The sequence below is a fragment of the Tenacibaculum sp. Bg11-29 genome (assembly GCF_002836595.1).
GTDB lineage: Bacteria > Bacteroidota > Bacteroidia > Flavobacteriales > Flavobacteriaceae > Polaribacter.
In genome coordinates this window covers 3,899,459-3,913,882 of sequence record NZ_PJBB01000003.1, presented here as the reverse complement: position 1 = coordinate 3,913,882, position 14,424 = coordinate 3,899,459, and the positions used below count along the sequence as shown (strand labels likewise).

Genomic DNA, 14,424 nt, shown 5'->3' with positions numbered 1-14,424 from the left:
TAAAAGAATTAAAGTTCCTGTATCGCAGGAATAATACAAATACCAATGATACATACAGATATATTAATTATAGGGGCAGGACCTACAGGATTATTCACCATTTTTGAAGCAGGATTGTTAAAATTAAAATGTCATTTAATAGATGCATTGCCACAACCAGGAGGTCAGTGTTCAGAAATATATCCTAAAAAACCTATTTATGATATTCCAGCATATCCAGAAATTTTAGCAGGAGATTTAACAAGTAAGTTAATAGAACAAACAAAACAGTTTAAACCTGGTTTTACGTTAGGAGAACGTGCAAATACTATTGAAAAACAAGAAGACGGAACTTTTATAGTAACGACTAATAAAGGGACAAAACATCAAGCACCAGTAGTTGCTATTGCAGGAGGTTTAGGTAGCTTTGAACCACGTAAACCACCGATTCCTAATATTGCTAATTTTGAAGATAAAGGAGTTGAGTATATTATTAGAGATCCTGAGTTGTATAGGGATAAAAAAGTGGTAATTTCAGGAGGAGGAGATTCAGCTTTAGATTGGGCAGTTTTTTTATCTGACGTAGCATCTGAAGTAACATTAATACACCGTAGAAATGAATTTAGAGGAGCTTTAGATAGCGTAGATAGAGTACAAGAGCTAAAAAACTTAGGGAAGATTAACTTAATAACTCCAGCAGAAGTAAAAGGAATTTTAGGAAAAGAACACGTTACTGGTGTTGCTGTTGAGAAAAAAGGAGAAGAACCTTTTATTATAGATACAGATCATTTTATACCATTATTTGGTTTGTCACCAAAATTAGGACCTATTGCAAATTGGGGGCTAGAAATTGAGAAAAACGCGATAAAAGTTAACAATGCTTTAGATTATCAAACAAATATTCCAGGTATATTTGCAATTGGAGATGTAAATACGTATCCAGGGAAATTAAAATTAATTTTATGTGGATTTCATGAAGCAACTTTAATGTGTCAAAGTGCTTATAAACGTATTCATCCAGATAAAAAATATGTAATGAAATATACTACTGTAGGTGGAGTTGAAGGTTTTGATGGAACTAAAAAAGAAGCACCAAAAGCAGTTGTAAAAGCAATTCAATAAAATGATTTAATATTATTATAATGTCAGATATCAACATAAAAATAACAGACAGAAAAGGAGTACTTCACGAAATTTTAGCGCCAACAGATATGGCAATGAATTTAATGGAAATAGTTCGTTCATACGAATTAGCAGAAGAAGGTACGATTGGTATTTGTGGAGGTATGGCAATGTGTGCTTCCTGTCAATGTTATGTGAAATCTGAACACGAATTACCAGAGATGGGGGTTGATGAAGATATGATGCTTGCTGAAGCATTTCATGTAGAAGATAACAGTCGTTTAGGTTGTCAAATTCAAATGAAACCAAATTTAGAAGGATTGGAAGTAGAATTAGCACCCGAAATGTAATATGTCATTGAAAAATTACACACTTACATTAAAAGATACTGTAGAAGAGTTTACAAAGAAATTATTTTACGCCCTTTTTGATGAGCAGTATTACGAAGAGAATATAAAAACGATAGAAAATTTATTTTTTGACATAACTGGTAAATTAGACATAAAGGAAGCAAGTATAACTTGGTTGCTTTATAAAGCTAAATTTAAAGAAATTCGTAAGAAATTAGATTTAGATGCTATTGCTTTTGAAAAAACCGACCCAGCAGCAAAAAGCTTAAGAGAGGTATATTTAGCATATCCTGGCTTTCATGCGATAGCAGTATATCGTTTAAGTCATGAATTAATAAAATTGAAAGTACCAGTTTTACCAAGAATGATGAGCGAATATACACATGGGGTAACAGGTACAGATATTCACCCAGGAGCAACTATAGGAAATTCTTTTTTTATAGATCATGCTACTGGAATTGTTATTGGTGAAACCACATTAATAAAGGAGAATGTAAAAATATATCAAGGAGTAACATTAGGAGGAATTCAAGTTAAAAAGAGTTTAGCAGAAACAAAAAGACACCCAACAATAGAAAACAACGTAACTATTTATGCAAATGCTACTATTTTAGGAGGCGAAGTTATTATTGGTGAAAGTAGTATTATAGGAGCTAATGTATGTGTTACTGAATCGGTACCACCAAAATCATTAGTAATTTATCAATCGGAAAATAAAATTGTTTCAATAGAAAAAAAGTAAATTATGAAGGCCAAAAAAATAACCGACTTTATTGGAAATACACCTTTAGTTGAGGTAAGTAACATCCTTAATAAAAAAGGGGTACGATTGTTTTTGAAATTGGAAGGAAACAATCCAGGAGGGAGCGTTAAAGATAGAGCTGCTTATAATATGATTTTTGAGGCTTTAAACCGAAGAAATATAAAAAAAGGAGATCATTTAGTAGAGGCAACTAGTGGAAATACAGGAATAGCTTTAGCTTTTATTTCTAAAGTATTAGGACTGCATATGACATTAGTAATGCCAGAGAATGCAACTGAAGAAAGAGTTAAAACGATGAAGGCTTACGGAGCCGAAGTTTTATTAACACCAAAAGAAGAAGGTATTGAAGGAGCTAGAGATTTAGCACAAAAGCTACGATACAAAGAGGGGTATTTTATGTTGAATCAATTTGAAAATAATGATAATTGGAAGGCACATTATAAAACTACAGGTCCAGAAATTTGGAAAGACACTGAAGGTGAGGTAACACATTTTGTATCGGCTATGGGAACTACAGGTACCATAATGGGGGTTTCTACCTATCTAAAAGAACAAAACCCAAATATTCAAATTATTGGAGCACAACCAACAGATGGTTCAAGTATACCAGGTATTAGAAAATGGTCGGAAGAGTATTTACCAAAGATTTTTGATAGATCAAAAGTTGATGAAATTATTGAGGTAAGCGAAAATCAGGCAAGAAATCAAGCACGTAAACTAGCTAGTCAAGAGGGTGTTTTTGGAGGGATGAGTAGTGGAGGTGCTGTACATGTGGCGCTTCAAGTTGCAGAAAAAATAGAAGAAGGTATTATTGTAGCTATTATTTGTGATATTGGCGATCGATATTTATCATCAAATTTATATAATTATTAAAAAAATGGTGTAAAAACAAAAAAAGTTTGTTTATTTGCACTTTAGTTCATTAATTTAATACGAATGTTATCAAGAAAGGTGGAGGGATTAGACCCGTTGAAACCTTAGCAACCCTCTGTATAAACAGAGAAGGTGCTAAATTCTACTTTTATGCTGTTGTAATTTCAGTATTAAAGAGAGATAACGGAAAGAATATTCCTCTTTTCCTGATAACTTCTACTATAAAATATCAGGAATGTCAAACATTTATAAAGAAATACAAAAACGAATTCTCGTACTCGATGGAGCCATGGGAACTATGTTACAAGCATATAAGTTTACTGAAGAAGATTTTCGAGGAGAACGATTTAAAGAATATCCAACACCACTACAAGGAAACAATGATTTATTGTCTATAACGCAACCTAAGGCAATTAAAGAAGTACATGCAAAATATTTTGAAGCAGGTGCAGATATTGTAGAAACTAATACTTTTTCAGGGACTACTATTGCAATGGCAGATTATCAAATGGAAAATTTGGTATATGAATTAAATTATGAATCTGCAAGAATAGCGAAAGAAGTAGCAGATGAATTTACAGCAAAAGAACCACATAAGCCAAGATTCGTAGCAGGTTCAATCGGACCAACAAACAGAACTGCAAGTATGTCTCCAGATGTAAATGACCCTGGTTATAGAGCGGTTACTTTTGATGAATTACGTGTAGCTTATAAGCTGCAAGTTGAAGCTTTGATAGATGGTGGTTCAGATCTTTTATTAGTAGAAACTGTTTTTGATACATTAAATGCCAAAGCTGCTTTATTTGCAATAGAAGAAGTTAAAGACGAACGTAAAATTGACATTCCAATAATGCTAAGCGGTACGATCACAGATGCAAGTGGTAGAACTTTATCAGGACAAACAGCAGAAGCATTTTTAATTTCTGTATCTCATATTCCGTTATTGTCTGTAGGATTTAATTGTGCATTAGGGGCTAATTTATTGCAACCACATTTAGAGGCAATTGCATCAAAAACAGAATTTGCTATTTCAGCACATCCGAACGCAGGATTACCTAATGCTTTTGGAGAATACGATGAAACTGCAGAGGAAATGGCAGATCAAATTGAAGATTATTTAAAGAAAGATTTAATAAATATTATTGGAGGTTGTTGCGGAACAACACCAGAACATATTTCTGCAATTGCTGAATTAGCAGCTAAATATCAACCAAGAAAATGCAAATAAAACAAGATAAATATTTAAAATTATCAGGTTTAGAACCTTTGATTTTAAGTGATTTTACTAATTTTATTAATGTAGGTGAACGAACTAATGTGGCGGGTTCTAGAAAATTCTTACGATTAATAAAAGAAGAAAAATTTGATGAAGCATTAGCTATTGCTAGACATCAAGTAGAAGGAGGAGCGCAGATCATTGATGTAAATATGGATGATGGTTTAATTGACGGAAAAGAAGCAATGGTTCGTTTTTTAAATTTAATTGCTGCTGAACCAGATATTTGTAGAGTTCCGTTAATGATTGATAGTTCGAAGTGGGAAATTATTGAAGCAGGTTTACAAGTTGTACAAGGAAAATCTGTGGTGAATTCGATTTCTTTAAAAGAAGGAGAAGATAAATTTATATGGGAGGCAACTCAAATAAAAAGATACGGAGCGGCTGTTATTGTAATGGCATTCGATGAAGTTGGTCAGGCAGATAATTACCAAAGAAGAATAGAAATAGCCGAAAGGTCATACAGAGTATTAGTAGATAAAGTTGGTTTTGCATCCGAAGATATTATTTTCGACTTAAATATTTTTCCTGTAGCAACAGGAATGGATGAACACAAAAAAAATGCGATTGATTTTATTGAAGCAACCCGTTGGGTGAGACAAAATTTACCAAATGTAAGTGTAAGTGGAGGGGTAAGTAATGTGTCATTTTCATTTAGAGGAAATAACACAGTAAGAGAAGCAATGCATTCTGTTTTCTTGTACTATGCGATTCAGGCAGGTATGAATATGGGAATTGTAAATCCAGCAATGTTAGAAATTTACGATGATATTCCGAAAGATTTATTAGAACACATAGAAGATGTTGTTTTAAATAGAAGAGATGATGCGACAGAAAGGTTATTAGATTTTGCTGAAACGGTAAAAGGGGTTAAGAAGCAAGACGAAACTAAAATATTGGAATGGCGTAGTTTGCCTTTGCAAGAAAGAATAACCCATGCTTTGGTAAAAGGAATTGATGAATTTATTATTGAGGATGTAGAACAAGCAAGACAAGAATCTGAAAAACCAATACAAGTAATAGAGGGTCATTTAATGATTGGAATGAACGTTGTTGGAGATTTATTTGGTGCAGGAAAAATGTTTTTACCTCAAGTTGTAAAATCTGCTCGTGTAATGAAAAAAGCAGTAGCGTATTTAAATCCATTTGTTGAAGCAGAAAAAGGAGAGAAACAACAAGCTTTAGGTAAAATTTTAATGGCGACTGTAAAAGGGGATGTACATGACATTGGTAAAAATATTGTAAGTGTTGTACTGGGATGTAACAATTATGAAATTGTTGATTTAGGAGTTATGGTTCCTCCAGAAAAAATTATTGAGGCTGCTAAAAAAGAGAATGTAGATATTATTGGCTTGTCAGGATTAATAACACCTTCGTTAGATGAAATGGTGTATTTGGCAAAAGAGATGGAGCGTCAAGATTTTACAGTACCATTATTAATAGGTGGAGCAACAACCTCAAAAGCACATACGGCCGTAAAAATAGATCCTCAGTATAAAAATGCGGTAGTACATGTAAATGATGCTTCTAGAGCAGTAACTGTTGTGAGTGATTTATTAAATAAAGAAACGAGCAATGCATATAAAGTAAAGTTAAAAAAGGATTACGATGAGTTTCGTGAAAAATTTTTAAAGAGAGGAAAAGCAAAAGCATATGTTTCAATAGAAGAAGCTCGTAAAAGAAAGCTTAAAATAGATTGGGAAACAACACCTATTGTAAAACCAAAAGAGTTAGGAGTTCAGACTTTAGAACAAATAAGTTTAAAAGATTTATTACCATTTATTGATTGGAGTCCGTTTTTTAGAAGTTGGGATTTACATGGGAAATATCCTGATATTTTAACTGATGAAATTGTAGGGGAGCAAGCAACACAATTGTTTGAAGATTCTAAAGTAATTTTAAATGAAATAATTACCAAACAATTATTAAAACCAAAAGCAATATTTGGATTGTTTGAAGCAAATACAATTAACGATGATGATATTTCAATTCAGAAAAAAGGAGCAGAAATAGCTGTTTTTAGAACCTTACGTCAACAACTTAAAAAACGAGAAGGAAAACCAAGTATTGCTTTGTCAGATTTTATAGCACCAAAAGAATCTAAAAAACAAGATTATATGGGTGCATTTTGTACTGCTATTTATGGAGCAGATGAACTGGCGAAAACATATAAAGAAAAAGAAGATGATTATAATGCAATTATGGTACAAGCAATTGCAGATCGTTTTGCAGAAGCATTTGCAGAATATTTACACCATAGAGTAAGAACCCAACATTGGGGATATGCAGCTGATGAAACATTATCAAACGACGAATTAATAAAGGAAACTTATAAGGGAATTCGTCCTGCACCAGGTTATCCTGCCTGTCCAGATCATTTAGAAAAAGAAACGATTTGGGATTTATTAAAAGTTGAAGAAAAAATAGGAGTAACATTAACAGAAAGTTTAGCAATGTGGCCAGCTGCTGCGGTATCTGGATATTATTTTGGTAATGAAGAAGCTAAGTATTTTGGATTAGGGAAAATTACTGATGATCAAGTACGTGATTTTGCTAATAGAAAAGGAATTAAGCTAGATAAGGCTAGAAAATGGCTTCATCCTGCAATAGCTGATAATTAAAATAAATATAATGAGTGTAAAATTCATAGAATTAAATTTAAGGAGTCACATTATTTCTCATGGATATGATGAAAATAATAAAGAGATAACTGAAGAATTTATTGCTGATGTTTTCTCACCAAAAACAATTGCGATTAGTAGAATTAAATCTTTGAGTGATAAATATGTTTTAACAGATTATATAGATGGTAGATGGATTTATTGGGAATATGAAGAGTCATACGAATCGGTTAAAAACGAATTATTAAAATAATAATATAAAACATAAAAAGAAAGCATATTTAATTAACAATAAATTATCCTTTAGGTAAGATTAAAACTGAAAAACGATAGTAATTTTGAAGCATAAAAAAATCAATAAAATTAGAACAAATGAAAAAGTATAGTTTAGAGATTAGGTTTGTGATTCAGATACTTATAATGTTTACGGTGTCATTATTTATAGCGTCATTTATGTAGTTAAATATGCCTTTGTACTTAAATTATGAAGGTAACAGAACATATAAAAAAAGCAAAAGGGAAAACATTATTCTCATTTGAAATAATTCCGCCCAAAAAAGGAAATAACATTCAAGATTTGTATAGCAATATAGATCCGTTAATGGAATTTAATCCACCTTTTATAGATGTAACAACATCTAGAGAGCAACATTTATATATTGACAAAGGAAACGGGTTGTTAGATAGAAAAATAACCAGAATGCGACCAGGAACAGTTGGGATTTGTGCAGCAATAAAACACAAATATGATGTTGATACTGTACCACATGTTTTATGTGGGGGATTTACGAAAGAAGAAACAGAATATCTGTTGGTAGATTGTCATTATTTAGGTATTGAAAATGTAATGGCTTTACGTGGAGATGCAATGAGTCATCAACGATATTTTGAAGCAAGTAAAGATGGTCATAAATACGCATCTGAATTAGTAGATCAGATTAAAAGTTTAAATAAAGGAAAATATTTACATGATGTAATTGAAGCTAATCACAAAGCTGATTTTTGTATTGGTGTTGCTGGTTATCCAGAAAAACATTTAGAGTCACCATCTTTACAAACAGATTTAAAACGATTGAAAGAAAAAATAGATGCAGGTGCTGATTATGTGGTAACTCAAATGTTTTTTAATAACCAAAAATATTTTGAATTTGTAGATGCAGCAAGAAAAATAGGAATCACAGTACCTATTATTCCAGGAATTAAGCCAATCTCGGTTAAACGTCATTTACAATTATTACCACAAGTTTTTAAAATAGATTTACCAGAAGCATTAATAAAGTCAATAGATGGTTGTAAAAACAATAAAGAGGTAAGACAAGTTGGTGTAGAATGGTGTATACAACAATCTCAAGAATTGTTAGCAGCAGGAGTACCGCTATTACATTATTACTCTATGGGAAAAAGTGATAATGTTAAAGCGATTGCAAAAGCATTATTCTAAAATTATCTTTTATTTTGAATAAGCTTTTGCTTTATAATTACTGCAACCGGTTTATTTTCTATTTTAGATTCTAACCAAGAAAGGATGTCTAAATATAAAAAAGCTCTTTTCTCATAAGGATGATTTTCATAAATTTTTAAACGATCATATATTTTTTTAAACTCTTTTTTAATTTGATGAGGAAAAACATCACCTAGCGCTTTTATTGATGAAATGAATTCTTTTTGAACTTCCTGAAGATTTTCCATTTTTAATAAAAAGCGATAGGTGTCCTTAAATTGTCTTTCAAAATCATAATCTAAACCACATTCATAATGTGCAATTAAGCTTAAAATTCTAGCGAAACATTGTAAATCTTCAGCAACATGAATTTTTTTAGATTTAATAATTTTATTTAAATAAAAAATACATTCTTTGTTTTTATTCATACCAAAGTATAAACTAGCTATTTTATAAAACAAAACAACAATATGATGATTATCAAGCCTGTTTTTATAGGTTTCGATTTTTGTGTTTATTGTTTCTACTAAATATTCACCTTCAGAAAAACTACCTTCTAAAAAATGTAAATGTAATTTATTAGCATAATAATATTGAAAAATTAAAATTTCGGTATTACTATTTATTGGTATTAAGTTATTTTCAATTTCTTTTTCAAAAAAAGTTAGCTCTTCTTTAAATTTAGAATAGTGTTTTATAAAAAATAAACTTTCTAGTAAGTAATTTTTTCCTTTTAGATAAAAAACGGGGTGAATAGCAATGTTTTTAGAATTGTTTTTAAATAAATCTACCCATTTATTAGCATATTTATAACTTTGAAGAAAATCTTGTGTTAAAAAACTATGCCATAAATTAGCTTTATATAGCCATAACCTTTCTCTAAAACCTAAGTTGTCATATTCATAATTAGGTAATTTAGATTCAAAATAAAAATTAACTTTTTTAAGCTCGGCATCATTTCTTACATATCCAGTTTTTAATAAAGTACCGTATAACTGTAGCGATAAATTAGAAAGCTTACTAGCAATTACATTTTGCTGACTTAATTTTTTAGCCTGAATAGTTAGTTCATCAGCCCTAGTACTAATACTTCTGGTTATATACTGACTTTCAATAACTTTTTCTAATTCAACAATTTCATAGGCAATATTTTTTTCCTCATTATCAATAGCAGTATTCTTAGCTTTGTCTAATAATTTTAAACTTTGCTTATATAGTCCTTTTTGGTATAAAATAGTTGCAAAATCTAATAACTCTCTTATTTGAATTCTTATATTTTTATGAGCAGGGTTCATTCGCAAACTAATTAATATTTGCTTATACAAATGAGCTTTTAAATTAGAAAGTTGTTGTTTACTTACAATACCACTTTTTATAATTATTTTTTCATCATACTTTTTTTGTTTGTCTAAAAATTTAAAAAGAGAAAAAAATTTAGCGTCATTATTTCCATCTAAACGACCAACATAAAGATTAAATTGACGTTTTTCAGACTTAGATAAAGATTTTATTAAAACAAAAAGAGCATCGTTTTGTTGGTTGGATAGTGTAATGAGTTTCTTCATAACGTGTTTATTTTCAGTCTTTTGTGTTTTAATTTTTTAACTTTAATGTCGTAAGTAATAAGTATGTAAGTGACTTGTTGAAGAATCTAATATATACATTTGGATTAATAAAAGGTAAATAAATTAATAGAGATGCAAAACGATAAAGTCCAAATTTTTGACACCACTTTACGAGACGGAGAGCAAGTCCCTGGATGTAAATTAGATACTAAACAGAAGTTAGTTATTGCTGAAAGACTTGATTTCTTAGGAGTTGATGTTATTGAAGCGGGTTTTCCTGTTTCTAGTCCTGGAGATTTTGCATCAGTAAGTGAAATAGCTAAGATTGTAAAAAATGCTACAGTTTGTGGGTTAACAAGAGCCATTGAAAATGATATTAAAGTTGCAGCAGAAGCTTTAAAATATGCTAAATTACCTAGAATTCACACAGGAATTGGAACTAGTGACTCTCATATAAAATTTAAATTTAACTCAACAAGAGAAAAAGTAATTGAACGTGCAATTGGTGCAGTCTCTTATGCAAAATCATTTGTAGAAGATGTAGAGTTTTATGCAGAGGATGCTGGTAGAACAGATAATGCTTTTTTAGCTAAAATATGTGAGGAAGCAATTAAAGCGGGTGCAACTGTTTTAAATATTCCTGATACTACAGGATATTGTTTGCCAGAAGAATATGGTGCTAAAATGAAATATTTACGAGAAAATGTAAAAGGTATTGAAAATGTAATTTTATCTTGTCATTGCCATAATGATTTAGGAATGGCTACAGCAAATTCTATAGCAGGAGTTATGAATGGAGCACGCCAAATAGAATGTACAATTAATGGTATAGGAGAACGTGCAGGAAATACTGCTTTAGAAGAAGTAGTTATGGTTTTAAAACAACATCCGTATTTGAATTTACAGACAGATATTAATACTCAGTTATTGTATGATACAAGTATAATGGTTCGTGAAAGTATGGGAATGCCAGTACAACCAAACAAAGCAATTGTAGGAGCAAACGCATTTGCACATAGTTCAGGAATTCATCAAGATGGTGTGATTAAAAATCGGGAAACTTATGAAATAATGGATCCTGCTGATGTAGGTGTTACAGAAAGTGCTATTATATTAACAGCAAGAAGTGGTAGAGCAGCATTAGCATATAGAGCTAAAAAAATAGGATACGAATTAACTAAATTACAATTAGATTCAGCTTATAAAACTTTTTTAAATTTTGCTGATAAACAAAAAGAAGTAATTGATGATGATCTTCATTTAATTATGCAAAAAGTAAATAAAATATCTAAAATAGTAATGGCATAATGGGAAAAACATTATTTGATAAAGTATGGGATGCCCATGTAGTAGATTCAATAGAAAATGGACCACAGGTTTTATATATAGACAAACATTTAATTCATGAAGTTACAAGTCCTCAAGCTTTTAATGAATTAAAGGAGCGTAACATACCAGTTGCACGTCCAAATAAAATTGTTGCAACGGCAGATCATAATACACCAACAGAAAACCAACATTTACCAGTTAAAGACGAATTGTCTAGAAATCAGTTAGAACAATTAACGAAAAATTGTAATGAAAATAATATAACTTTATATGCCTTAGGTCATGAAAATAATGGAATTGTACATGTTATAGCTCCAGAGTTAGGAATCACACAACCAGGAATGACGATGGTTTGTGGAGATAGTCATACCTCTACACATGGTGCTTTTGGTACAATTGCTTTTGGTATTGGTACAAGTCAAGTAGCTCAAGTATTTGCAAGTCAATGTTTATTATTACAAAAACCTAAGAGTTTACGAGTTTCTGTTAATGGGAAATTAAAAAAAGGGGTATCACCTAAAGATGTTATACTTTATATTATTGCTCAATTAGGAACCAATTCAGGTACAGGTTATTTTTGTGAATATGCAGGAAATGTATTTGAAGAAATGTCTATGGAAGGTCGTATGACCGTTTGTAACATGAGTATTGAAATGGGAGCAAGAGGAGGAATGATTGCTCCAGATCAAACTACTTTTGATTATGTAAAAGGTCGAGAATTTGCACCAGAAGAAAGTGACTTTGAAAAGAAAGTAGCTTATTGGAAAACATTACCATCAGATATTGATGCTAAGTTTGATAAAGAATATAGTTTCGATGCAGAAGAGATTGAACCAATGCTTACTTATGGTACAAATCCTGGTATGGGAATAAAAATTTCAGAAACCATACCAAATGAAACAGATGCATCTTTTGAGAAGTCATTGGCATATATGAACTTTAAAAAAGGTGAAAGCCTTATTAATAAAAAAGTTAACTATGTGTTTATAGGTAGTTGTACGAATTCTAGAATTGAGGATTTTAGAGAAGTCGCTAATTATGTAAAAGGAAAACAAAAAGCACAAAATGTAAATGCCTGGCTAGTTCCTGGTTCACAGAAAGTAGCGCAACAAATTCAAAAAGAAGGTTTACAAACTATTTTTGAAGCGGCAGGCTTTGAATTACGCCAACCAGGATGTTCAGCTTGTTTAGCAATGAATGATGATAAAATTCCTGAAGGAGAATATTGTGTTTCTACTTCTAATAGAAATTTTGAAGGAAGACAGGGGCAAGGAGCAAGAACAATTTTAGCAAGTCCTTTAATGGCTGCTGCAACTGCTGTAGAAGGAAAGATTATTGATATAACGAAACACTTAAATTAAGATGGAAAAATTTGTAAAATTAATTGATACAGCTGTTCCATTAACAACTGAAAATGTAGATACAGATCAGATTATTCCTGCTCGTTTTTTAAAAGCTACAGATAAAAAAGGGTTTGGAGACAATGTATTTAGAGATTGGCGTTTTCATAAGGATGGAAGCATAAATAACGAATTCATTTTAAATAATAAAAACTATAACGGAAGCATATTAATTGCGGGTGATAATTTTGGATGTGGATCGAGTAGAGAACATGCAGCATGGGCTTTAGCAGGTTATGGCTTTAAAGTAGTTATAAGTAGTTTTTTTGCAGATATTTTTAAAGGAAATGCATTAAATAATGGTATTTTACCAGTGCAAGTTTCTAAAGAGTATTTAGAAAAATTACTTAAAAAAGTAATTGAAAAACCACAAACAGTTATAATTATCAATTTAGAAGAGCAAGTAATTAAAACAGATATTGGTACTAGTAAATTTGAAATTAATCCATATAAAAAATTATGTATGATTAATGGATATGATGATATTGATTTTCTAATAAGTAAAAAAGATAAAATAGAAGCTTTTGAAGCATCATTATAAAAAAATATAAAAATGAAATTTAATATAGCTGTAATCCCAGGAGACGGTATTGGACCAGAAGTAACGATACAAGCTCAAAAAGTTTTAGAAGCAGTAGCCAATGTATACGATCATACATTTATTTTTAAAGAAGCGTTAATGGGCGCTTGTGCTATTGATAAAACAGGTAATCCGTTACCAGATGAAACGATTACTTTGTGTAAAAAAAGTGACGCTATTTTGTTTGGAGCTATTGGAGACCCTAAATATGATAATGATCCAACGGCAAAAGTTCGTCCAGAACAAGGTTTATTAAAACTAAGAAAAGAGTTGGGCTTATTTTGTAACGAACGTCCTGTAAAAGCATATCAGCAATTGATAGATAACTCTCCATTAAAAAGAGAAATTATTGAAGGAACTGATATTACTATTTATAGAGAATTAACTGGCGGAATTTACTTTGGAATTAAAGAGCTTAGTGATGATAAACAAATAGCTTTCGATGGTTGCTCTTATTCTGTAGAAGAAATAGAACGTATAGCACACCTAGCTTTTAAAGCAGCACAAAACAGAAGGAAAAAACTAACATTAGTTGATAAAGCAAACGTTTTAGAAACTTCAAGACTATGGAGAAAAACAGTTACTGCTTTGGCTAGTAATTATCCAGATGTAGCGTTAAATTTTATATTTGTAGATAATGCAGCAATGCAGTTGATTTTAAACCCAAAACAGTTTGACGTAATTCTTACTGAAAATTTATTTGGAGATATATTATCTGATGAAGCTAGTGTTATTGGAGGATCTATAGGTTTATTAGCATCGTCATCTATTGGTAAAGAGAATGCGTTGTTTGAGCCAATTCATGGTTCTTTCCCACAAGCAAAAGGAAAAAATATTGCAAATCCGTTAGCATCTATTTTGTCGGCTGCAATGTTATTAAAGCACCTAGGTTTAAATGAAGAAGCTTTAACGATTGAGAATGCTGTTGAAAAATCATTAGAGTTAGGAATAACTACAGAAGATATTAGTTCAGATAAGAATTTTGGAACAAGTAAGGTTGGAGACTTTATTGCAGATTATATTTACAATCAAGAAGATAGTAATCTAAACTTTCAAAACATTCATGCAGGTCAGAGTACAATTATCTAGACCTTTGTAAAATAGCACATTTTAAAACACTACTAT

The 14,424-nt window shown here is 30.9% G+C and carries 13 protein-coding genes and 1 riboswitch; of the genes, 12 read left to right on the top strand and 1 reads right to left on the bottom strand.

Going from position 1 to position 14,424, the window contains the following annotated elements:
* Positions 1-45 precede the first annotated feature (45 nt).
* The 8 genes from CXF68_RS17570 to metF all read left to right on the top strand — a co-directional run bounded on the left by CXF68_RS17570 (position 46) and on the right by metF (position 8,425).
* Entirely contained in the window at positions 46-1,101 is a 1,056-nt protein-coding gene (locus CXF68_RS17570; RefSeq protein WP_101046411.1) for an NAD(P)/FAD-dependent oxidoreductase, read from the top strand.
* Between the two features lie 20 nt (positions 1,102-1,121).
* Complete coding sequence (locus CXF68_RS17565) at positions 1,122-1,451, top strand: 2Fe-2S iron-sulfur cluster-binding protein (protein WP_101046410.1); 330 nt, start codon at positions 1,122-1,124, stop codon at positions 1,449-1,451.
* Between the two features lies 1 nt (position 1,452).
* Positions 1,453-2,193: a serine O-acetyltransferase EpsC gene (gene epsC, locus CXF68_RS17560; protein ID WP_101046409.1), complete on the top strand. Its 741-nt coding sequence runs from the start codon at positions 1,453-1,455 to the stop codon at positions 2,191-2,193.
* Between the two features lie 3 nt (positions 2,194-2,196).
* Positions 2,197-3,087, top strand: a complete 891-nt coding sequence (cysM, locus tag CXF68_RS17555) for a cysteine synthase CysM (protein ID WP_101046408.1) — start codon at positions 2,197-2,199, stop codon at positions 3,085-3,087.
* A 63-nt stretch (positions 3,088-3,150) separates the two neighbouring features.
* Positions 3,151-3,274, top strand: a riboswitch (SAM riboswitch).
* 48 nt (positions 3,275-3,322) lie between these two features.
* On the top strand, positions 3,323-4,315 hold the full coding sequence (locus CXF68_RS17550; RefSeq protein ID WP_101046407.1) for a homocysteine S-methyltransferase family protein: 993 nt from the start codon (positions 3,323-3,325) through the stop codon (positions 4,313-4,315).
* A complete protein-coding gene (gene metH, locus CXF68_RS17545) occupies positions 4,306-6,984 on the top strand; it encodes a methionine synthase (protein WP_101046406.1) in 2,679 nt (892 codons plus the stop codon). Before CXF68_RS17550 ends, metH begins: the two co-directional genes overlap by 10 nt.
* A 10-nt stretch (positions 6,985-6,994) precedes the next feature.
* Positions 6,995-7,237 carry a hypothetical protein gene (locus CXF68_RS17540; protein ID WP_101046405.1) on the top strand — a complete coding sequence of 81 codons (243 nt, stop codon included), beginning with the start codon at positions 6,995-6,997 and terminating at the stop codon, positions 7,235-7,237.
* A gap of 231 nt (positions 7,238-7,468) precedes the next feature.
* On the top strand, positions 7,469-8,425 hold the full coding sequence (gene metF / locus CXF68_RS17535) for a methylenetetrahydrofolate reductase [NAD(P)H] (protein ID WP_101046404.1): 957 nt from the start codon (positions 7,469-7,471) through the stop codon (positions 8,423-8,425).
* 2 nt (positions 8,426-8,427) lie between these two features.
* Here the strand turns inward: metF and CXF68_RS17530 are convergent, their stop codons facing one another.
* Positions 8,428-9,990: a hypothetical protein gene (locus tag CXF68_RS17530; RefSeq protein WP_101046403.1), complete on the bottom strand. Its 1,563-nt coding sequence runs from the start codon at positions 9,988-9,990 to the stop codon at positions 8,428-8,430.
* Positions 9,991-10,122: 132 nt separating this feature from the next.
* Between CXF68_RS17530 and CXF68_RS17525 the strand changes: the two genes are divergently transcribed.
* The 4 genes from CXF68_RS17525 to leuB are packed head-to-tail and all read left to right on the top strand — an operon-like array spanning position 10,123 to position 14,388.
* Positions 10,123-11,298 (top strand): 2-isopropylmalate synthase, encoded by a 1,176-nt coding sequence (locus CXF68_RS17525; protein ID WP_101046402.1) that lies wholly within the window; start codon positions 10,123-10,125, stop codon positions 11,296-11,298.
* The gene (gene leuC / locus CXF68_RS17520) at positions 11,298-12,680 is read left to right on the top strand and encodes a 3-isopropylmalate dehydratase large subunit (RefSeq protein WP_101046401.1); all 1,383 of its coding nucleotides are present in this window, start codon (positions 11,298-11,300) and stop codon (positions 12,678-12,680) included. Before CXF68_RS17525 ends, leuC begins: the two co-directional genes overlap by 1 nt.
* 1 nt (position 12,681) lies before the next feature.
* Positions 12,682-13,260 carry a 3-isopropylmalate dehydratase small subunit gene (gene leuD, locus CXF68_RS17515; protein ID WP_101046400.1) on the top strand — a complete coding sequence of 193 codons (579 nt, stop codon included), beginning with the start codon at positions 12,682-12,684 and terminating at the stop codon, positions 13,258-13,260.
* A gap of 12 nt (positions 13,261-13,272) precedes the next feature.
* Positions 13,273-14,388: a 3-isopropylmalate dehydrogenase gene (gene leuB, locus CXF68_RS17510; protein ID WP_101046399.1), complete on the top strand. Its 1,116-nt coding sequence runs from the start codon at positions 13,273-13,275 to the stop codon at positions 14,386-14,388.
* Positions 14,389-14,424: the final 36 nt, after the last annotated feature.

Bases quoted from the DNA above. Each gene is read 5' to 3' on its own strand.
- CXF68_RS17525 (WP_101046402.1), top strand. From the start codon at position 10,123: ATGCAAAACGATAAAGTCCAAATTTTTGACACCACTTTACGAGACGGA.
- leuC (WP_101046401.1), top strand. From the start codon at position 11,298: ATGGGAAAAACATTATTTGATAAAGTATGGGATGCCCATGTAGTAGAT.
- CXF68_RS17530 (WP_101046403.1), bottom strand. From the start codon at position 9,990: ATGAAGAAACTCATTACACTATCCAACCAACAAAACGATGCTCTTTTT.
- metF (WP_101046404.1), top strand. From the start codon at position 7,469: ATGAAGGTAACAGAACATATAAAAAAAGCAAAAGGGAAAACATTATTC.
- epsC (WP_101046409.1), top strand. From the start codon at position 1,453: ATGTCATTGAAAAATTACACACTTACATTAAAAGATACTGTAGAAGAG.
- CXF68_RS17550 (WP_101046407.1), top strand. From the start codon at position 3,323: ATGTCAAACATTTATAAAGAAATACAAAAACGAATTCTCGTACTCGAT.
- CXF68_RS17540 (WP_101046405.1), top strand. From the start codon at position 6,995: ATGAGTGTAAAATTCATAGAATTAAATTTAAGGAGTCACATTATTTCT.
- leuD (WP_101046400.1), top strand. From the start codon at position 12,682: ATGGAAAAATTTGTAAAATTAATTGATACAGCTGTTCCATTAACAACT.
- cysM (WP_101046408.1), top strand. From the start codon at position 2,197: ATGAAGGCCAAAAAAATAACCGACTTTATTGGAAATACACCTTTAGTT.
- CXF68_RS17570 (WP_101046411.1), top strand. From the start codon at position 46: ATGATACATACAGATATATTAATTATAGGGGCAGGACCTACAGGATTA.
- leuB (WP_101046399.1), top strand. From the start codon at position 13,273: ATGAAATTTAATATAGCTGTAATCCCAGGAGACGGTATTGGACCAGAA.
- metH (WP_101046406.1), top strand. From the start codon at position 4,306: ATGCAAATAAAACAAGATAAATATTTAAAATTATCAGGTTTAGAACCT.
- CXF68_RS17565 (WP_101046410.1), top strand. From the start codon at position 1,122: ATGTCAGATATCAACATAAAAATAACAGACAGAAAAGGAGTACTTCAC.